This window comes from Paenibacillus sp. J22FR83 (assembly GCF_059691955.1).
The window spans coordinates 271,465-292,010 of the sequence record NZ_JCAUAM010000007.1 but is presented as its reverse complement, the minus strand read 5'-3'; the positions used below and the strand labels follow the sequence as shown (position 1 = coordinate 292,010).

Below are 20,546 nucleotides of genomic sequence, written 5' to 3'. Positions count from 1 at the left end.
ATGTGCCCCTTTATACTATATTGTCGCTGTTGCGCTTTGAAATTTCGCTGTTGCTTCTTCCAGTGCTGCATCCATCACCGCTTCTGGTTGCTCAATCATGCGTCCATGTCCGATTGCCAATAAGCTTGGCGCTAGCTCCCTCAATCTGCGCGCACTCGCCAAGGAAGCTTCCTTACTCCACGTCGCCATGGCAGGAAACGGGAACTTCCATTTGACCACACCGGATACCGCTACCCCGCCCCTCACCTGAAAAGCATCTCCGGCGATCAATGCACGGCTCCGCACATCGAGGAAAGCCATGGAGCCTGGTGTATGACCAGGTGCAGCGAATGCTTGCAACGAACCGATTCGATCCCCGTCAGCCAACAACACATCAGGTTTCGTCTGAATTCCTTTGGGAATGCCACCTTTAATCGGAGTTTGAAGCTCATCCGGCTCCAATTCCACGTTGCCTGCCAACAACTTCGCATCCCTTCTGGAGATGTATACTTGGGCATGAGGCAATTCTTTTTTCAAACCGTCTAGTGCACCGATATGATCCCCATGCGCATGTGTGAGAACGATACGTGTAATCGGTTTCCCAATTTGCTTCGCTGCTTGCAGAATACCTTTCACACTGAATGGTAAAGCTGCATCAATCAAGGTTAATTCGGATTCTTCCTCCACGAAGTAACAATTCACCGGGAAAAATCTCGGCATAAAAGCCAGCTGATACAGATGTCCGATTTGCGTTATATTCATATTCAACGCCTCCATTAACTATTTATATTAGTATAATAACTAATGTCATTAGTTTTGTAAATAGGCATCTATGCATTTGTCTGAGTGTTCTTTATTAGACTGTGGTAAAATAGTTCCATATTTGTCCTACAGTCCCTAGGAAGTGAGTGAGGTAACCTAATGAATGCTGAAACTTTAGCACTTTTTCAAACGTTAACTGAAATGCAAGCAGCACCTGGTTTTGAGCGAGAGATCCGTGCCTTTGTACGCGGCGAATTAGCCAAATATACCGATGAGTTCGTGCAGGACGCGCTCGGCAGCCTCTTCGGGGTTGTGCGCGGCGATGAAACTGGGCCGCGCATCATGGTGGCGGGCCACTTCGATGAGGTCGGCTTCCTCGTGAACGGCATCACCGAGCACGGCACGGTCAAGTTCCAGCCGCTCGGCGGCTGGTTCAGTCAGGTGCTGCCCGCGCAGCGCGTGCAGATCATGACGGAGAACGGACCGATCATCGGTGTGATCGGCTCCGTGCCGGTGCACTTGCTGGACGAAGCTGCGCGCAGCAAGCCCGCAGACATCAAGACGATGTACATTGACATCGGCGCCGAAGATAAGGCCGATGCCATCGCCATCGGCATCAAGCTCGGGCAGCAGATCGTGCCGATCTGCCCGTTCACACCCCTGGCCAATCCGAAGCGGATTATGGCCAAGGCTTGGGACAATCGCTACGGCGTCGGCCTCGCGATTGAGCTCTTGAAGGAGCTTCACGGCGGGCCGAAGCTCCCGAATGTCCTGTACGCGGGTGCCACCGTACAGGAAGAGGTTGGCCTCCGCGGCGCCAGAACGGCCACGAACATGATTCAGCCCGACTTGTTCTACGGGCTGGATGCAAGTGCCGCCGGGGATATGACCGGCGACCGCCAAGCTTTCGGGCAGCTAGGGCGCGGAGCGCTGCTGCGGATCTTCGATCCCACGATGATTACCCACCGCGGGATGGTCGAGTTCATTCTGGATATGGCGGAGACCCATAAGATCCCATACCAGTACTTTATTTCACAAGGCGGCACAGATGCCGGGCAGGTGCATGTGCAAGGCAGCGGAATTCCATCCGCGGTAATCGGGGTATGCGCACGCTACATTCACACGTCGGCGTCGATTCTTCACGTGGATGATTACGCCGCGGCCAAGGAACTGCTGATCAAGTTAGTGCAAGCCAGCGATCGCACGACGTTAAACACGATCCTCTCACAAGCTTAAGTGATAAATGCCACTAAAAAAGCGCAACAAGATGAACTCTTGCTGCGCTTTTTTACATGCCATTACACATGAATAGGGGTGTAACCATTTTTAACAAAAGTTTTACGATCGTTTACTTTATTTAAATACGTAAAAAATTGACATTTTTTTCATAAATATAGAACTAATGTTCCAATATATGGTACAATTAACAATATAACTTGTTATTAGAAAGAAGGATACCTATGACTACATGTATTCGTGAAGCAACATCCCAAGATACCTCCGCGATCAGTTCACTCGTTTCTCATCTCACCGGCAAAATGATTTCCCCTTTACATATTGAAAACAGGCTGCATAACATGCGCGATAACCCGGATGAATTGCTCTATGTCTATGAAGAAAAGAATCGCATACTAGGCACATTAAGCTTTCGTATCCGCAGAGACCAGACAGCGCATAATGTCACTTTCAGTGAAATCTCGGTTATTTCCTTTCAGCAAGATCCCGACAGTAACCAGGCCCCTCTAGAGCAATTAAGGAACTATGCCGAACAGCTTGCAAGTGATCATAACTGCTCTGGCATGATGTGGCTTACTGACGTAGAGTCCTCTGACCATTCCCGATTCGCCAAATCGCCTATCGGCTTTCATGAAACCGGCTACCGTTTCGTCAAACGTTTCCTCTAATTAGGAGGGCGTCCATTCTATTTATTCAATATTCATTATTACTGCGAAGGAGTGCTTACATGTGCTAGCTGGATTACATGAAGGAGCTTTAAGTACGCTTGTCCTTATCCTCTTCATCCTCATCCTTATTCTCGCGGTTGGCATTTTTCTATCCCTTATTATCAAATCGCTTTCGGTCTGGACCTCCAATAACAATGCCCCCATTCAAGATCGATACTGCAAGGTTGTTTCCAAACGAATACAACTCTCAGGAGGTTCCAGCAACGTAAATGCGAACACTTCTTACTTTGTTACTTTTGAATTCGAGGATCGGAGCAGAATGGAGCTGTGGATAGGCCGCCAACAGTTTGGCTATATGGTCGAGGGGGATAGAGGAAATTTAACGTATCAAGGCACTCGGTTCAAAGAATTCGATCGCCAAAAAGCAATGTAAGCAATTCCACGAATGCGTTAGCATTTTCAAGAAAAAACAAAAAAACAGGGGTATTCAGACCAATTATTGAATAATCTGAATATTTACAATATTTTAATAATGGGCTATTATGAATTCAAGGCAGACAGGAAGGACAACCTGCACCACACGGTGCAGTAACAGCGAAGAGCCTGATAATCTTCTACGAGAGGGGATAGTCCATTGGACCACGTTAGCGAAGCATGCTACTCACTTGCGTTCTAAACGACAGGAGCCAAGTGTAGGAACGTCCCACTCGTTCATCCAGCATGCGGGAAATCAGATTCAGGCAGGTCATCACCCTAGGAAAGGAAAAGTAGTGAGGGACTTGTCGTAAGGTTGATCAAATGGACAATAACTAAGAAGAAAGGACACTTTAACTTTGAGGCTTAGGTATCGATTTCAGCAACTGACTTGCGAATTCTCGGGGAATGGAGTGCGGCAGAACAATTGAATAGGCAAAATGACTCATAGAGACCTCCGGTTATCATAGATAAGCGGAGGCCTCTATTTGCGTTCACATGATATTTAGCTGTCAGGTGTTTGAGCCTTCTGAACAATCGGTAATCGGACGATGAAGGACGTTAGTTCTTCCATCCCGCTTTCTACCGTAATCGATCCGAGATGCATCTCTACGATTTTCTTCGCGATCGACAAGCCTAATCCATTGCCGCCTGCCATACGATTTCTGGATTTATCCGCTTTGTAGAAACGTTCAAAAATATGCGTCTGATCCTCTTCCGGAATACTAGGCCCATTATTCGATATCCGCGTTACAGCCTCTTCCCCGTTACTAACCACTCGAACACGAATTGTTCCGCCAATTGGTACAAATTTCACTGCATTGTGAATAAGGTTCGTCCATACCTGGCTAAGCAGATCTTCATCGGCTTCCACCGTTACTGGATCCAATTCGATGTCCATTTCGATATCTTTATCTACCCACTGCGGCTCACAAGCGAGGATATGATTGCGCAGCTGTTTATCCAAACGATAGCTCTTCGGTTCAAATGGATGGTGCTGCGACTCCAGGGAGGTCAGTTTCAGCAAATTTTCGCTGAGCTTGGATAAGCGTACGCTCTCCGTTTCGATAATAGTCAAATAATGCTTACGTTCCTCCGGCGACAGCTGATCATTCTGTAGTGCGCGGGAGAATCCGCTAATGGACGTTAAAGGCGACTGAATCTCATGGGAGACGTTCGAAATAAACTCTTGTCTCATACGCTCCAATTGTCCCAGATCATACGCCATTTGATTGATAGACTCCGCTAACTCTACGAATGGTCCATTCCGAGGATTATCATCCACTAACACATTGAAATCTCCTCTCGACATGCTTCGGATCGCTTGATTTAAGCTATGAAAGAAGAGCAATTCATGTCTTCGTAGAAATCGGCCTAGAATAGCCATCGTAATTCCCCAGAGGAGCATGCCGCCGAAACAGTTAATTAACTGTACAAGGACTTCCGGAGGCCGTTTCCCCAAATACGTGTAGAGGTAATCCGTTCCATAGAAGGCTGCTAGCCAATACACGATGATTAGAACGAATATGGCTACACCGAAAAAGAAGCCACCAATTCGCTGAAGAATAGACTGCTTTTTGTGGTTCATTCTTCGTTGCTTCTGTCTTTCTTTCCACTCTTTTCTCTCAGCGATTATTTGTGCTCTTCTCTCTGCCCTGCGCTTGTTCATCACTTCAGAACCTCCAAACGGTAGCCCAAGCCTCGAATGGTAGCGATGCGAAAAGCGTGCCGCTCCTCTGGAAATCGCTCGCGCAGCCGATTAATATGCACATCAACCGTACGTTCATTTCCTTCGTAGTCAAATCCCCAAATCTGCTCGATCAATTGATCGCGCGAGAAGGTTTTGCCTGGATAGCTCGCGAGCTTGTAGAGCAGCTCGAATTCCTTGAGAGGAAGCGTGATGCTCTCTGCACCTACGGTGACTTCATATGTTTTGCGATTCATATTTAAATCGCCGGCCTGAATTGTTTGCGAGGAAGCAATTTTGTAACGCTTCAACAACGCTCTCACTCGCATCGCCAATTCAAGCGGTTCGAAAGGTTTGGTGAGATAGTCATCGGCGCCGAGTTCGAAGCCTTTGACCTTCTGTGCCGTTTCTCCTTTGGCCGTGAGCATCAGTATCGGCAAATCATAATGCTCTCTAAGCTCTTTGCACAGCATCCATCCATCCATGTTCGGCATCATCACATCTAGAATGACCATATCGACTTGGACGGTTTGCAGCTTCTTGAGCGCTTGGGCGCCATCCTCGGCCTCGACGACATCGAAACCCTCGTTCAGCATGAACACACGGACAAGCTCACGAATATAGGGGTCATCATCTACGATCATAATGGGTGCCATGCTTCATTCATCCTCACTTCTTGCTGTTATTGTCTGCTTATAGACGGTGTTTATCATAGAAATAAGCATACTGGAGCAATATAAACTGAATTTAAACCAGAAACTGATTTTTGGGAATGAAAGTGCTTTATTTGGAAAATGTTTTATGATAAATTTGGGAAAAGGAACAGTTTGGGGGTTATGGCCTGCATGACAAATAACACATTGTCGGATTTCAACAAGCTGACTACCGCGGAAGCGGAAGCCCTATTTAAGCGCGAGGTACTATCGGAGGGATTCGCAGGTTTCAGGCGGTTGCTCGACAGTCTCACGGATGCGATCAAAGCGGCCTGCGATACGGACATGGATACCGTGGAACAGTCGGTCGCGAAGGCGAAACGACTTTTTCCTGAACCCGTGGACTTCAGTCCCTCGTGGGAGAAGATTTGGCCAGAGCTCGAAAGTACAATCGCTGCCAAGAAACACATTTTTGCTAATGTCTCGCACGCGGAGAGAGCCGGTGAATGGCAGGTTATCATGGATAATCCGCTCGTTGTGCAAGAAGTCGTCTGCTACCCTGCGCTGTCGTTCGAAGATGCCGCCTATCTGTATGCTTATTTCCGACCGAAATTAGAGAAGTCCGAATACATTCGACTGCAGAAAATCCAGACCGTTATTCAGGAGATCGGCAGTTAGGAAGTATCTCCTGCCTTCACATCACTTCAGCTTCTCCTTCATCCAATCACACCAGTACAAATCTGTATCTACCTTCATTGTAGCTTTATGTACCAGTACATACATGCCGAATGCATCATCACCAATTGTTAATTGATCGAGCGGTTTCTCACTTCCTTGTTGGATCTTATCCATCAGGAGGTTGAATCGCTCTTTTTTCTTCTTATAATATAATTCGCGTACTGCAAGCATCTTCTTTGCCTGCTCTTTATCCACTAAGCCGATGCAGTAAACCTTAAGCGCAAGCTCATCCCGCGTCACAGGTTCATCGGTTGGCTCAGCAATCCAGCCCCGCAAGGCTTCTTTTCCTTGCTCCGTGATGGAGTAGACTTTCTTATCCGGCTTATCCGATTGCGGCACATGGACGAAAGCGACGTGACCCTTCTGCTCTAATTGTGCTAAGAGTGGGTAGATTTGGCTATGTTTAGCTGACCAAAAAGGCTGAATATGTTGCATAAGCTCATACCCGGAACGGGAGTTTTTAGTTAAAAGGCTTAGTAATCCATATGAAAGGGTATTCAATACCGTTCCTCCTTTATGTCATTATTGACATATACACATATCGGTAGTATGATGATTTTCATTCAAAATTATAGAGAATACTATCGGCAAGATCAATGGATAGAGTGGAGGCAATATTTTGAGTAAAGATGAGTTACAGCAAGTTCGCTTCTGGCCAATCATGATTGCGATATTCTTCGGGTCGTTCGTATCGATTCTAAGTATGAGTACGATTAATATTGCGATACCGATTCTTAGTGATCATTTCCATACAGATTTGAGCAAAATCCAATGGACCATTACTGGCTTCATGCTTGCCAGCGGTACAATCGCTCCGATTACAGGATATTTCGGGGAGAAATTCAGTTACAAACGATTATATGCCATTGCATTGATTGGTTTTACCGTATTTTCACTTCTATGTGCCCTAGCATGGGACGCTTCATCCCTGATTGCATTCCGGATTATCCAAGGAGCTTTCAGCGGTCTAATTATGCCGGCTACGATGACAATTGTTTATCAAGTTATCCCTCGTGATAAGCAGCCGATCGCGATATCTCTTTGGTCCTTATCTGCCATGATGGCACCAGCAATCGGGCCTACATTAAGCGGATGGTTATTGCAAAACTGGAGCTGGCACTGGTTGTTCCTCATGAACGTACCTGTTGGCGTTGTTGCTATTTTTCTCGTTTTCAAATTAATTCCTTACTACCGTCTTTCTGTTCCAAAACGATTTGATCTCATCGGCTTACTTACCGTCGTTGTCAGCTCCCTTGCCCTGCTCGTTGGCTTCTCGCAAGGTCATGCTTGGGGATGGTCATCCGGTCGTGTTATCGGACTATTTGCAACAGGTTTCCTAGTTCTTCTGCTATTCATATGGAGAGAACTTAAGGTTGATTCACCGCTGTTGAACATTCGTGTGTTGAAAAACTCGAGATACACGCTGTCTCTTATTATTTCCAGTATTGTTACAATAAGCTTGTACTCAGGTACCTTCCTGACGCCGATTTTCTTGCAAAACATTCAGCATGTAACACCATTGGACACAGGATTAATTCTATTACCTGCCTCCCTTGTAATGGCACTTTGTATGCCAATTGTAGGTAAGTTGTACAGCAGTGTCGGGCCTCGTATATTAATTTTCATCGGTATTTCTTTAATTGCTGTTGGTACACTTACACTTAGCTGGCTAAGTACAGACGTTTCCCGCGGCTACATCGTTTTCTGGATGATCGTTCGGAACGTCGGGATTGCCTTCGCTACGATGCCTGCAAGTAATGCAGGGATGGAGCAAATTCCAAGAACTCTTTCTGGCCATGCAACATCCATTAATAACTGGGTTCGTAACGTATTCGGGTCCTTCGCGATTGCCCTATTCACTTCCGTCTTGTCCTCTCAAACGGCAACACATAGCAAGGATCTAGCTACTGGCGGAATGACTGACAAAGCGCAAATCGGTACTCATGCATTCACGATGAGTGTCAACGACGTATACTTGCTTGCAACATTTATTGTACTAGTCGCTTTACCGCTCAGCTTGTTCCTTAACAAGCGTTCCTTAGCACCTGACAATCCTTCAGCTTCGGCACCTGCTCCTATTGTAGCAACGCCGAGCCCAAAAGCCTAATACCTAAAGAACCCCAGCCAAGTGTGCGGCATTCACACTGAGCTGGGGTTTTCGTTTATTTGGTTATGCGCGGTAGAAGTCGCGCAACAATTCATCCATCACACGATTCGTACGTGCGGCTGTTACACCTGTGCTAGGACTTTGCCCAATTCCTCGGAGATCGTCCACAACCTTCTGTATGAGCGGCTGTTGCACGTGCGGAGGATTAGGTATATCCAATTCTTGAACTTCACCGTCAGCGGTTTCAATGCGCAGATCACCACTGAATGTAGAGAACGATAGTTTGCCAAGGCTACCCACAATCTCATTCATATCTAAGCGTGTGTACGCGTTGAAGCTCCATACCCCTGTACCCATCACACCGGATTCGAAGGCGTAGCTCGTTGTCACGATATCTTCAACCTTTTGCTTACCCGTTTGATTACTTGCAAAGCCTTTGACCTCTCCGATCGGCCCCAACAAGTAATCGAGAATATCTAATGTGTGACTTGCGAGATCCACGAATAGTCCACCACCGGACAGTTCAGGCTGAATGCGCCACGGTTCTAGTCCCTCTTCATAATCTCTCATCGGTTGCAAATACGTGGACTGTACGAAACGAACCTCCCCAATTGCACCACTATCAATCAGACGCTTGATTTCTACGAATTTGGGGAGCCCTCTGCGATAGTACGCTACGAACAAAGGAACGCCCGCTTCCTCGCAAGCCACGATCATTTCTTGGCACTCGGCGTGATTCCTAGCCATCGGCTTTTCTACGTAAACGGGCTTCCCAGCTTTGGCAGCGAGTACCGTATATTCGTGGTGAAATCCTGGCGGCGTTGCAACGTAGACCGCATTTACATTTGGATCGTTCACTAACGCTTCAGCGTTGTCGTACCATTTTGCCACGCCATGCCGCTGCGCATAATCCTGTGCTAGTGCCCCATTGCGGCGCATAACAGCGACTAGCTCCGAGCCTTCTGCCTTCTGCAGGGCTGGGCCGCTTTTGACCTCCGTCACGTCTCCACAGCCAATAATTCCCCAACGAACCTTTTCCATCTGTTATTGCCTCCTTTTAACTACTTCGTTTGGTAGGTATTCGACGTGATAGCTGCGACCTCCTGTGAGGAATATGTAAGTAACATGAACCTAGAGCAGGATCAACCGAAATGGTCTACTCAAATACGAAATAAGTGGACCTTTCTATGTACCACAGCAATTGCTATACTGTTGCTTAACGCTAAAACAAAGCAGGTGAAGCCATGTACACACCCTCCCATTTTAAAATAGAAGACCTGACAGAGATGTACAAACTGATAGAAGCACATAGCTTCGCTACGGTCGTTTCGCATCATCAGGAGCGTCCTTTCGCGACCCATATCCCTCTCATGTTGCGTGCAGAAGAACAGTGTCTTTATGGACATTTCGCTCGTTCAAATCCACAGTGGAAGGATCTGGAGGGGCAAGAGGTATTGGTGATTTTCCAAGGTCCTCACTGCTATATTTCACCCTCTTGGTATGGAACGCCAGCCGCAGTTCCCACGTGGAATTATACGGCCGTTCATGTCTATGGCACAGTCGAACTCATTCACGACGATCAGGAAGTTCTGCGTATCTTGCGGCAGCAAACATGCAAGTACGAGAGATCCGACAGCCCCTATGACTTAGATAGCGTTGATCCTCACTTTCTTATTGGATTAAGCCATGGTGTGCAAGCCTTCCGTCTCGCAATGACTAGCATCGAAGGCAAGGCCAAGCTGAGTCAGAATCAGCCAGTCGAGCGTCAAGAGCGTATTATTACGGCGTTGGAGCAAAAAAGTGATCTGGAGCGGCAGGTTGCTGTGCTAATGAGAGAGAAACTAAGCGGCTCCTAACGCGAAATAAAAAGCCTCCACACCTGCCAATTCGTAGGTGTAGAGGCTTTTTTATTAAGAATGGTGTTGCTGGGTCTGCGGTACTAATTCAGATGCCATTGGCGAATGCTCCGCAATCAGCTGTTCTTGAATTTGCAACTGTTGCGTAGCAAACTCACGATACATCTCATGCGACTCGATGAGCTCCTGATGCGTGCCGCGGCCTGTGACGATGCCTTTGTCAAGGAACACAATCTGGTCTGCGTCCACGACCGTGGATAACCGATGGGCAATGACTAGCGTTGTCCGTCCTTGCATCAAATTCTGCAGCGCCTGCTGCACGACAACCTCCGATTTACTGTCCAGACTCGACGTTGCTTCGTCTAACATGAGAATCTTCGGATCGCGAAGCAGCGCTCTGGCAATCGCAATCCGCTGGCGTTGTCCGCCTGACAACTTAATCCCGCGCTCTCCGACTTCTGTGTCATACTTCTGCGGAAGTTCTTCAATGAAACCATCGGCGTAGGCCATCTCGGTAGCCCGCTTCAGCGCCTCTTCCGATACTTCATGCTGCAAGCCATAGCAGATATTATCCCGAATCGTCCCTGCAATGAGCGGACTTTCCTGTGATACATAACCGATCTGGCTCCGCCAGGAGACGAGCGAGTATTGGCCAATCCTTTCGTCGCCTAGTGAAATGTTACCTTTTTGCTGTGAGTAAAAACGCTCTAGCAACGAGAACATCGTCGTTTTTCCACTTCCACTCGGACCTACAATCGCTGTAACCTTCCCCGCTTCCATCGTGAAGCTTACGTCTTTGAGAACAGACTCGCCCTCTTTGTAGCCAAAAGATACGTTATCGAAATGCAGGGACTGGGAAGCATCCTTGACGGCTAAACCTGCATGTGGATCCTCCTCTTCATGATCCAGCACCTTGAGAATGGTATCCGTTGCACCCATCGCTTTCTGCGTTTGCGTGAAGAATTGTGTAATCTGCGTAATCGGCATCACAATTTGGAATAAATACAGCATGAAAGCCACCAACTGCCCCGCAGAAATCGCTCCAGACGCAACACGTGTACCGCCATATCCGAAGAGGACGACGAACATCATCAACATAACAAACATAATTAGTGGTGACATCAATGCTTGAATTTTGCCTTCTTTTAGCCCGAATTTGAATAATGTTTGGATTCCTGCGCTACCTTCCTTATATTCCACTGGCTCCGCATTTGCAGCCTTCACGAGGCGAATTTCCGATAAAACCCGATTCAACACAGACGTGAAGTTGGCCGTTTCGGCTTGCATGCCTTTAGAGATTTTGTACATTTGCATACCCAATGGAAAAAGGATAAGAAAAGCAATCGGGAATATGCTGAACATGATCAGCGTCATTTTCCAATCCATATATAAAAGCACGACGATTGACCCAATGATGGAAATGCTGCCTGTAATAAAGCCCGCCATATGCTCAGCAATAAGTCCCTTAATAATGGCGGTGTCGTTCGTCATCCGGGAGATCGTATCTCCTGTTTGGTGATTGTCATAGTAGCGAACCGGCAGCACGAGCAGCTTCTTCCACAAGCGATCCCGGATACCTGCCACTACGCGCTGACCTGAAAAGTTAAGGAGATACGTCGCTACGCCAGAAGCTACCGCTGATGCGATGAACGCAAGCGCCATCCCGCTAACTTGCCACCAGTTCAGTGAGGAAATGGAGAAATTATCGACCACATTTTTCGTAAAAAGTGGGATCACCAAGGAGACTAGCGTGGCAATCACGCTTAACCCTAATGCAATCCCCAGCAGCAGCTTCGGTGGATTCGCCCCCATGACTAGGCGGATAAATCCCCGCCAGTTGCTTTTTTGTTTCGGTTCTTCGTTCTTTGTCCTCATCTATCTCTACTCCTTTACCCGATCGGATGTGATACCGTGTGAATATTGTTTGTTATCTACCATTGGATATGATCATACTCCCCAATTTTAAACAGAATATAAACACGTTGTAATCGGTCCGGGGGCGGAGGGGTGAGGGGGGCGCGGCGGGACGCGTTGTTCGGCGGGTTCTCACGCTGTAACGGGGTTTTTCAGCGTTACAGCAGCGCGGGATGCGTTGTTCGGCGGGTTCTCATGCTGTAACGGGGTTTTTCAGCGTTACGGCGATTCGGGACGCGTTGTTCGGCGGGTTCTCACGCTGTAACGGGGTTTTTCAACGTTACAGCAGGGCGCGGCGTTCGGCGGGGTCTCACGCTGTAACGGGGTTTTTCAACGTTACAGCGGGGTGCGTTGTTCGGCGGGTTCTTACGCTGTAACGGGGTTTTTCAGCGTTACAGCAGCGCGGGATGCATCGTTCGGCGGGTTCTCACGCTGTAACGGTGTTTTTCAACGTTACAGCGGGGCGGTGGCGCACCATTCAGCAGCTTCTCCGTATCAAAAAAGCCCACCTCACGATTAGCCGAACGGCTTCTCTCGAAGGAGCTCTCTTATTCACTCTCTTGTTCACTCTCTTGTCCATTTCTACACGCCCAAACTCACTCTTGTTCTCTCACGAGCACCACCGTTCCATTATGATTCAGTAGCCACCTGCCACATAACTCCGTAACGATCTCGTACACGTCCGAGCATCGTGCCCCAGAACATCCGTTCAAATGGCATAATGACATCGCCATCGGCTGCTAGGCCATCATAAATCGTGCGTGCCTCCTCCTCATCCTTGAAGGTGAGCGCCAGGTCCATGCCCATGCCACGATTGTTTGCGTCAGCACCTGCATCAGCTAAGAAGAATCGCAGACCTAACGCCTGCAATTCCAAATGCATAACCAGGTGCTTCTTCGACTCATCCATCCCAGGTAAATCCCCATACGACTGGATGCTAATAATTTCTCCATTGAACACGCCCACATAGAAGTCAGCCTGCTTCCTTGCATCGGCACTATAAATATAAGGAGATAGGGTTGCCATCGCTATTATTTCATCCCTTCCATACGAGCCCACAGCAATTGATTCTTGCCTTGTGACTTCGCTTCATATAGTAACTCATCGGCTGCGGCGACTAATTCCGACTTGCTTTGCCCACGATCACGGCTTGCCGCCCCGAAGCTCATCGTAACTTGAAAGGCATCTTTACCATGCTCAAATACTTCTGCTTGCAGCCTATCCAGAAATACTTGATAAAGCTCCATCACCTTTTGCTGTGCATCGGTATACAAAATAATCGCAAATTCCTCACCACCATAACGGAAAGCACGGCCATGCGTACTTGGGATCGACGACTCTAATAGGCTGCCAATCACCCTTAACACCATATCTCCAGCTTGGTGACCATAGCGATCATTGATCTGCTTGAAACAGTCAATATCCCCCATCATCAGAGTGATCGGTTGTTTACCTGCAATAACCTCTCTCATCTGTTCTTGAAAACTTCGATGATTATAAAGTCCCGTCAGGTAATCCTGTTTTGCTAAATTTTCATAAATCCCCTTCTCGACGAAATGCTTCCGCTCCCTCGCTACAAGGATGCCCCCGATGATGCCAAAGATAAGCAGAAAAGCAAAATTAAAAAAGTGTCGGGGGAGATCATCTATATGAAATCCTCCATCCACTAACTCAACTACGCAGCAGTATCCAATGACAATCATCCCGGTCGCCACCATAGATCCACGGAAACTCCAGTACAACGAAGCGTGCAAAATAACCAAGTATGCAATCGGGAGAAGTGGGCTATGTGTCCCATCCGTAAATGAAATGATGGCAATAAAAGAGATATAGTCCATAACGACACCGAGTCGCGTCACTTTACGATAGAAGTTAGAAGCTATCGGTGTAAAATGCAGAGCCACCTCGGTAGTTGTCATATACAGCATAGCGACTACGAGCATTGTCCAAAAGGGAACTACTCCCTGCGAGGAGCTATAGTAATAGTGCAGATACACATAAGATGCTGTCACAAGAAGAAACCAACGTACGCAACTATAGGCAATTTCTAAGGTATGGTCAGATTTTCTAATTTTAACCATGCCGCAACCACATCCCAATCAGAAGAAATTTCTCCTTATTCATTCTATACATTGTGCATTTGTCCTTCTTCTAAGCACTCGAATCACGAATTCGCTCTAATTTTGTTTTTAACGCATGGTTACTATACAATAGTAAGAGGGGCATCAAGGTGCGGTGCCCCCAGTTAAGTTCTAGGAGGTAAGAAAGATCATGAATAACTTCACATTCCATAACCCAACCACCCTACATTTCGGACAAGGTCAATTAGAAAAACTATCAACCGAAGTACCTAAGTATGGAAAAAATATCTTACTCGTCTATGGGGGCGGCAGTATTAAAGCCAATGGCCTCTATGACAAAGTTGTTCATCTCTTGCAAGGACTAGAAGCAACCATCGTAGAGCTTAGCGGCGTTGAGCCCAACCCGCGATTAACGACCGTCCACCGCGGCGTTGCCTTGTGCCGTAGTCACGATATCGACCTCATCCTTGCAGTTGGTGGGGGAAGCGTAATTGACTGTGCGAAAGCTATTGCCGTTGGCGCCAAGTTCGATGGCGACTTTTGGGATATCGCAACCCGCAAAGCAGCAGCAACAGGGGCACTTCCTTTAGCAACCGTGCTGACGATTGCCGCGACTGGCTCCGAAATGAACTCTGGCTCTGTCATCACCAATTGGGAAACGCAAGATAAACTTGGTTGGGGAAGTCCATTTTCATTCCCTAAATTCTCTATCCTCGACCCGGCTCATACAACTTCCTTGCCCGAAAATCAAACCGTATACGGCATGGTTGATATTATGTCTCACGTATTTGAGCAATATTTCCATCATGGGACGAACACCCCCGTGCAGGATGGATTCTGCGAAACGATTCTGCGTACCGTTATCGACACGGCTCCTCTTCTGCTTGCCGATCTGAACAACCTGGAGCATCGCGCAACGATCCTATACAGCGGCACTATGGCGCTGAACGGCACGCTAAGCATGGGGATCCGCGGGGATTGGGCGACGCACAATCTGGAGCATGCGGTTTCTGCTGTCCATGATATCCCGCACGGCGGCGGCTTGGCCATCCTCTTCCCGAACTGGATGACCCACAACCTCGATGCCAATGTGGGGCGCTTCAAGCAGTTCGCGCAGCGCGTCTTCGACATCGATGCCTCCGGCAAATCCGATAAACAAGTTGCAGAAGAAGGCATCGCGGCACTGCGCGTGTTCTTCATCAGCATCGGCGCACCTAGCCGATTGGCAGATTACAATATCGACGAGTCCAGCATCGAGCTCATGGCCGATAAAGCTATGATTTACGGCGATTTCGGCAACTTCCAGAAGCTGACTCGCGCAGATGTCGTGAAGATTTATCAGATGTCGCTATAAGCATAGCGAGTATGAAAAAGCCGCCCCCAAGGTCGTTCAACCTTGGGGACGGCTTTTATATGTTTAGCGTTGCACAGGCAGCACCTTATAGTCGCGCCATTCCTCCGGCAGCAGGCGCTGATAGCGTGGCTGCAAGTACCGATCATCAATCAACAGCAGCACGCCATGATCCGTTTCGGAGCGAATTAACCTACCCCCAGCCTGCTGGACTTTGTTCATGCCGGGATAGACATAGGCGTAGTCGTACCCGTTTTTGCCCGTGCGCTCCATGTAGTCCTTGATAAGGTTACGCTCCGCACCTAGCTGCGGCAAACCAACACCCACCACGACAACACCCGTTAAGCGGTCGCCTACAAGATCAATGCCCTCCGAAAAGATACCGCCCATCACCGCAAACCCCACCAACGTCGTCTCTGTCCCCGCCTGAAAAGCCGAAAGGAAGTGCTCTCGCTCCTCTTCCGTCATTTTGGCTTGCTGCACGAGAACATTGAGCTGAGAATCGTCCGCCTCCTCACCCACAAGATCCGTGAAAGCCTCATACACACTGCTCATATAAGCATATGAGGGGAAAAACACGAGATAATTACCCGCTCGTCCCGAGACTAGCTCATAGATGGAACGCGCAATCTGCGTACGACTGTGTTCTCGGTCCTGGTAACGAGTCGAAAGCGGCTGCACGAATACCTCCAGCTGCTCTTTCGCAAATGGCGATGGTACCGTCACAGAGTAATCATCCTCTCCTGCCCCTAACGTGTCCATGAAGTAGGACAGTGGTGATAACGTCGCCGAGAAAAACACATGCGCCCGATATCCCTTCCCCATTTGCCGCAACAAATGAGATGGATCCAAGCATACGAGCTCCATACTGAACTCGTTCCGGTCATTCACAGCCAGCGTCACATACCGCTCGTCGTAGAGCTTCGAGATGCGCACAAAGTTTTGCGCACCAAAATAAGCATCGAGAAGTGTCGCACTCGTCCCATTACCACCGGCCGATCTCGCTAATTCTTTTTCAGCTACTGCTATAAAGGCCTCCACCTGAACCAACAACGACTCCGGCAAACCAGACTCTACCATCATCTCGCGATCCCCGATTTGCTTGCGGAGGGCTATGAAGTAGGCATTGATCGCCTTCGCCGCGTCATGAACCTCCTTGCTCACACCTTTAAAATCCCTCTGCAGTGTAAGAAAGACCGATTTATGAAGCTCACTTCCGTACATTTCCCGTGCTCGATCCACCAAATTATGTGCTTCATCAATTAGCAGCGTAGTTTTGCGCTTCTGCTCCTCGAACAGCCTTTTCAAATTGACCCTCGGGTCGAAAATGTAATTATAATCACAAATCACCGCATCTGCCGCATAGGCCACATCCAATGAAAATTCGAACGGACACACACGATGCTTCCGCGCATACGTCTCAATTACCGAACGTGTCATGACCGTTTCCTGCCTCAGTAAATCCAGTACCGCCTCATTCACCCGATCATAGTAGCCATTCGCGAACTCACAATGTGCCGGCGTACACTTGACCTCATCCTTCAAACACACCTTATCCTTCGCGGTTAGCGTAACCACCTGCAGCTGCAAGCCCTTCTCCTGCAACAGATAAAATGCTTCCTCAGCCGCCGTACGTGTTATCGTCTTCGCCGTCAAATAGAAAAACCGTTGGAGCAGCCCCTCACCCATCGCTTTCACCGAAGGAAACAGGGTCGACATTGTCTTGCCAATCCCTGTTGGCGCTTTAGCGAACAGCTTGTGCTCATCCTGGATAGTTTTGTACACTGCCCCAACGAGTTTGCGCTGTCCTTCTCGATACTGCGGAAAAGGGAACGGCAACTCCTTAATGCTCTGATTCCTGCGTTGTTCATGGTCATGCTTCAATTGTGCGTACGGATAATAGCTCTGAATTACCTCATGCACAAACCGCTCAAGCTCTTCGTAAGCAGCTTCCCTCACAAAATGCCGCGTCTCCTCCGTATCCACCTGTGTGTACGTCATCTGAACTCGCATATGACCCAGCCCACGATCGTGAGCAATCATGTAGGCATAGCACATCGCCTGTGCCCAGTGCACAGGATATGAATTCTCTTCGATCAACGCAATATCACCTGAAGTCGATTTGATTTCATCTACCGTTAGCATACCGCTATCCGCCTGGACCAGCAGCCCGTCACAACGCCCATCTATGACAAATAAAAACCCCTCATACGCAATCTCGGCAGACACATACACTTCATGCTGATCGGATTCGCCGTATTGCTTTTGCAATCTCTGATGCGCCTTCGTGCCATCACTGAGTGCCCTGCTCGACCGAAACTCCGTATCAATACTACCACTACTAAACACATATTCCACAAGCGAACGAACTGATATCTGAACAAGAGGTAGCATGCCACGTCTCCATCATTAGAACATTTGTTCCTTATTATACCATGCGTACCTTTGAAACACTACAAGTCCCCTTTCTGCACACACTGAAGTTGGTCCTTTTGCTTCCGTTCCCCCTATATGCCCCCCGCCCACAAAAAATAACTGGATTTCCTACAGCTAATCTCCTCTCTCAGCTCCCATCTAGCAAAATAACTGGAAAATATCCATCTAAATTGGAGTATATCCAAGTAAACATTCAAAAACCTCTGAATTAACTGTATATTTTCCATCTAATCGCTAAATTCGAGAGAATACTGCGAAATTAGCTGTATAATTTCCATTTATTTGAGTTTGGCAGGCGGTTAGGACGAGTGAAGTGGGGGATGTAACTTGTTTCTCCACACCAAAAACCCCCTTTAGCGCATATCTCATGCGCCAAAGGGGGCTTGTTGATGTTTACTTGCAATAATACTTGCGATATTGCCTGGTAATGTCGTCTTGGCGACGTCTCACTTCACAATCATTTTCCCCACTGAAACGGGGTTGTATTAAAAAACAAGTCCGGATTAGCCTGAATATTATGCGCCCAAAAAGTAAAGTGCAGATGCGGCCCGGTGGAGAAGCCGGTCGTGCCGACAAGCCCGATAATGTCGCCCTGCTTGACGCGGTCACCGGGTTTGACACGCAGCTCGGAGAGATGCGCGTACTGCGAGAACAGCCCCATCCCATGGTCGATATAGATGGAATTGCCGGTCAAATACAGGAGTTCCGCTAGCGCGACAACTCCATCGTTCGTAGCCTTGATCGGCGTGCCTTCTTTGGCGGCTAGATCAAGGGCCATATGCGCGCTGTCGTATTTCCCGTTCACATAACGGGTGTACCCATACGGCGTGGTCAAAATCCCCTCGATCGGCTTCACGAACGGCCCGCTGAACAAAAACTTCGGCTCCGACTTGCTCCGCGCCAGATCGATCTTCTTCTGATCGGCATTGATGCGCACCGTATCCTGTTTCATACCTTCCATTTGTTCCGTAACCTTCAAATACTGTGTCTCGAACTTCTTCGCTTTGATGGTCAGCGTCTGATCACCAATCGGATAAGTGCCAGCCTTCGTACTCATCGGGATTGGCAAATACGTAAAATATCCCGCTTCATAAGGTTCAAGTGTGTAGGTTTTGCCCTGCCAAGCAATACTGCCTGGCTCCTTATGGCGCACAAGTACGATATCTCCTGGCGAGGCCTGCTCCGGAATAAGTTTCCAACTTGCGCCCATGACTGCCTTTGCGCCAGCGTCGTCTTTATAGAGCAGAGCCTCGGCTTTGAGCTCCGCCAAATGGGCCTTAACCCCTTGCATAACTGTCTTCGCGTCCTCCGTCATGCCATCTATCCAACTCTGTCCACCATCCACGGTGAGTACGAGTGGGCTTTTGCTATTCGTTGTGCTGGGTAATAGCGCCCAACCAATCTTTGGCGTCACGAATTGTGACTGCTTCACATCATACATCGTCCCGTTCAGCGTAACCCTATCCACGCTTAGGCTTCCTGTGGACGTCGCTCCTGTTGCCCCATTAGCTACACTCGCTGTTCCGTTCTCCAAACTCAGCAGCCTAGAGATCGTTTCCAATCCATTCACAGCCGCTCCTTCATCCGTCGGCAGGGCTTCCGTACTCGTCACTTCCTGCCAATGGGCACCGCCATCTAACGTATGCGCCATCCCGTCCGCATATTTCACCCAGCCTCGATCGAGATCAAGCATCCGAAACTCCAAAGCTTCGCGAGGGGTTGGGGTAGGCACTGGCGTTGCGACTACGATGTCGGCGGCCTCCCTCTTCGAAGAGGTTGATGTTTCAAATGGTGAGTCTCCAATGAAAATGACCACACCAGCAGCTAAGATGCAAGCACCGACTAGCAGTGGCCATTGGCGCCGTTTTCTAGGTTTCACAGACATGCCTACCTCCCCAAGGATGACGAGGGTTGTCCTCTTACTACAGGCCGTCGTCTCTGAATTCACTCTTCTCATGGTAACACAAAAAACCCGAAGACAGCTATGTCTTCGGGTTCGATAATGCTATATTTGTACGCCCTTCTTGAGCGTTTTCTGGTCACTATTCGTGTTATTAACTAATGGAAGTAACTTGACACTTCGAACCATTGTGGACTGACATAAATGACATGTCGGCACATGATCGAATGCAAAATTATCTCGCATCCAGCCTTTACAGCCTTCATTTTCACAAGACCATACCGTCACATTTTCTAGAGGCATCTCTTCAAGCGACTTTTTTCTGGAATACATGGATAAACCTCCTTAGAGTACTAAGTATCAGATAGCTTTAAATTGAAAAAGACTGCCATTACTTAAGTAAAGGCAGTCTTTTTAATTATATTACAGTTTTACAACGTTTTCTGCTTGTGGTCCGCGGTTACCTTGAACTACGCTGAATTCAACGGATTGACCTTCGTCCAAAGTTTTGAAACCTTCACCTTGGATTGCGGAGAAGTGAACGAATACATCGTTGCCGCCTTCAACTTCGATGAAACCGAAACCTTTTTCTGCGTTAAACCATTTTACTGTACCAGTAGCCATTGTGAAATACCTCCAAAAATTATTAACATGTTTTTTATTCTTCAAAGAGAAAAAATTCACACATTGTATAAGGTTCACTA

Annotated in this window: 19 protein-coding genes; 7 read left to right on the top strand and 12 right to left on the bottom strand. The window is 48.1% G+C overall.

Annotated features, from left to right (window positions below; genetic code table 11):
• Positions 1–15: 15 nt before the first annotated feature.
• The gene (locus AC58PV_RS15040) at positions 16–741 is read right to left on the bottom strand and encodes an MBL fold metallo-hydrolase (RefSeq protein WP_497433027.1); all 726 of its coding nucleotides are present in this window, start codon (positions 739–741) and stop codon (positions 16–18) included.
• A gap of 159 nt (positions 742–900) precedes the next feature.
• On the opposite strand from AC58PV_RS15040, the gene AC58PV_RS15035 reads away from it, so the two are divergent.
• The 3 genes from AC58PV_RS15035 (at position 901) to AC58PV_RS15025 (ending at position 3,078) form a co-directional block, all read left to right on the top strand.
• On the top strand, positions 901–1,977 hold the full coding sequence (locus AC58PV_RS15035) for a M42 family metallopeptidase (protein ID WP_497433026.1): 1,077 nt from the start codon (positions 901–903) through the stop codon (positions 1,975–1,977).
• Between the two features lie 224 nt (positions 1,978–2,201).
• Complete coding sequence (locus AC58PV_RS15030) at positions 2,202–2,645, top strand: GNAT family N-acetyltransferase (RefSeq protein ID WP_497433025.1); 444 nt, start codon at positions 2,202–2,204, stop codon at positions 2,643–2,645.
• Positions 2,646–2,706: 61 nt separating this feature from the next.
• Positions 2,707–3,078, top strand: coding sequence for a DUF2500 domain-containing protein (locus tag AC58PV_RS15025; RefSeq protein WP_497433024.1), 372 nt, complete (start codon positions 2,707–2,709; stop codon positions 3,076–3,078).
• Between the two features lie 546 nt (positions 3,079–3,624).
• Here AC58PV_RS15025 and AC58PV_RS15020 read toward each other — a convergent pair.
• Both AC58PV_RS15020 and AC58PV_RS15015 read right to left on the bottom strand, forming a co-directional pair.
• On the bottom strand, positions 3,625–4,788 hold the full coding sequence (locus AC58PV_RS15020; protein ID WP_497433023.1) for a sensor histidine kinase: 1,164 nt from the start codon (positions 4,786–4,788) through the stop codon (positions 3,625–3,627).
• On the bottom strand, positions 4,788–5,462 hold the full coding sequence (locus AC58PV_RS15015) for a response regulator transcription factor (RefSeq protein WP_497433022.1): 675 nt from the start codon (positions 5,460–5,462) through the stop codon (positions 4,788–4,790). Before AC58PV_RS15015 ends, AC58PV_RS15020 begins: the two co-directional genes overlap by 1 nt.
• Positions 5,463–5,651: 189 nt before the next feature.
• On the opposite strand from AC58PV_RS15015, the gene AC58PV_RS15010 reads away from it, so the two are divergent.
• Positions 5,652–6,137, top strand: coding sequence for a hypothetical protein (locus AC58PV_RS15010; protein ID WP_497433021.1), 486 nt, complete (start codon positions 5,652–5,654; stop codon positions 6,135–6,137).
• A 21-nt stretch (positions 6,138–6,158) separates the two neighbouring features.
• On the opposite strand, the gene AC58PV_RS15005 is transcribed toward AC58PV_RS15010, so the two are convergent.
• A complete protein-coding gene (locus AC58PV_RS15005; RefSeq protein WP_497433020.1) occupies positions 6,159–6,698 on the bottom strand; it encodes a PadR family transcriptional regulator in 540 nt (179 codons plus the stop codon).
• A 118-nt stretch (positions 6,699–6,816) separates the two neighbouring features.
• On the opposite strand from AC58PV_RS15005, the gene AC58PV_RS15000 reads away from it, so the two are divergent.
• Positions 6,817–8,304 (top strand): MDR family MFS transporter, encoded by a 1,488-nt coding sequence (locus tag AC58PV_RS15000; RefSeq protein WP_497433019.1) that lies wholly within the window; start codon positions 6,817–6,819, stop codon positions 8,302–8,304.
• A 63-nt stretch (positions 8,305–8,367) separates the two neighbouring features.
• Here the strand turns inward: AC58PV_RS15000 and AC58PV_RS14995 are convergent, their stop codons facing one another.
• Positions 8,368–9,345, bottom strand: a complete 978-nt coding sequence (locus AC58PV_RS14995; RefSeq protein WP_497433018.1) for a Gfo/Idh/MocA family protein — start codon at positions 9,343–9,345, stop codon at positions 8,368–8,370.
• 203 nt (positions 9,346–9,548) lie between these two features.
• On the opposite strand from AC58PV_RS14995, the gene AC58PV_RS14990 reads away from it, so the two are divergent.
• On the top strand, positions 9,549–10,160 hold the full coding sequence (locus AC58PV_RS14990; RefSeq protein WP_497433017.1) for an FMN-binding negative transcriptional regulator: 612 nt from the start codon (positions 9,549–9,551) through the stop codon (positions 10,158–10,160).
• Between the two features lie 54 nt (positions 10,161–10,214).
• Here AC58PV_RS14990 and AC58PV_RS14985 read toward each other — a convergent pair whose 3' ends face one another.
• The 3 genes from AC58PV_RS14985 to AC58PV_RS14975 form a co-directional block, all read right to left on the bottom strand.
• A complete protein-coding gene (locus AC58PV_RS14985; protein ID WP_497433016.1) occupies positions 10,215–12,035 on the bottom strand; it encodes an ABC transporter ATP-binding protein in 1,821 nt (606 codons plus the stop codon).
• 669 nt (positions 12,036–12,704) lie between these two features.
• Positions 12,705–13,100, bottom strand: a complete 396-nt coding sequence (locus AC58PV_RS14980; protein ID WP_497433015.1) for a VOC family protein — start codon at positions 13,098–13,100, stop codon at positions 12,705–12,707.
• A gap of 5 nt (positions 13,101–13,105) precedes the next feature.
• Positions 13,106–14,155 carry a GGDEF domain-containing protein gene (locus AC58PV_RS14975; RefSeq protein WP_497433014.1) on the bottom strand — a complete coding sequence of 350 codons (1,050 nt, stop codon included), beginning with the start codon at positions 14,153–14,155 and terminating at the stop codon, positions 13,106–13,108.
• A 190-nt stretch (positions 14,156–14,345) separates the two neighbouring features.
• On the opposite strand from AC58PV_RS14975, the gene AC58PV_RS14970 reads away from it, so the two are divergent.
• A complete protein-coding gene (locus tag AC58PV_RS14970; protein ID WP_497433013.1) occupies positions 14,346–15,509 on the top strand; it encodes an iron-containing alcohol dehydrogenase in 1,164 nt (387 codons plus the stop codon).
• A gap of 63 nt (positions 15,510–15,572) precedes the next feature.
• Here the strand turns inward: AC58PV_RS14970 and AC58PV_RS14965 are convergent, their stop codons facing one another.
• The 4 genes from AC58PV_RS14965 to AC58PV_RS14950 form a co-directional block, all read right to left on the bottom strand.
• Positions 15,573–17,900, bottom strand: coding sequence for an ATP-dependent DNA helicase (locus AC58PV_RS14965; protein ID WP_497433012.1), 2,328 nt, complete (start codon positions 17,898–17,900; stop codon positions 15,573–15,575).
• Positions 17,901–18,399: 499 nt separating this feature from the next.
• Positions 18,400–19,827 (bottom strand): M23 family metallopeptidase, encoded by a 1,428-nt coding sequence (locus AC58PV_RS14960; protein WP_497433011.1) that lies wholly within the window; start codon positions 19,825–19,827, stop codon positions 18,400–18,402.
• A 120-nt stretch (positions 19,828–19,947) separates the two neighbouring features.
• Positions 19,948–20,175, bottom strand: a complete 228-nt coding sequence (locus tag AC58PV_RS14955) for a cold-shock protein (RefSeq protein ID WP_056622331.1) — start codon at positions 20,173–20,175, stop codon at positions 19,948–19,950.
• 90 nt (positions 20,176–20,265) lie between these two features.
• Positions 20,266–20,466: a cold-shock protein gene (locus AC58PV_RS14950; RefSeq protein ID WP_056622333.1), complete on the bottom strand. Its 201-nt coding sequence runs from the start codon at positions 20,464–20,466 to the stop codon at positions 20,266–20,268.
• Positions 20,467–20,546 lie beyond the last annotated feature (80 nt).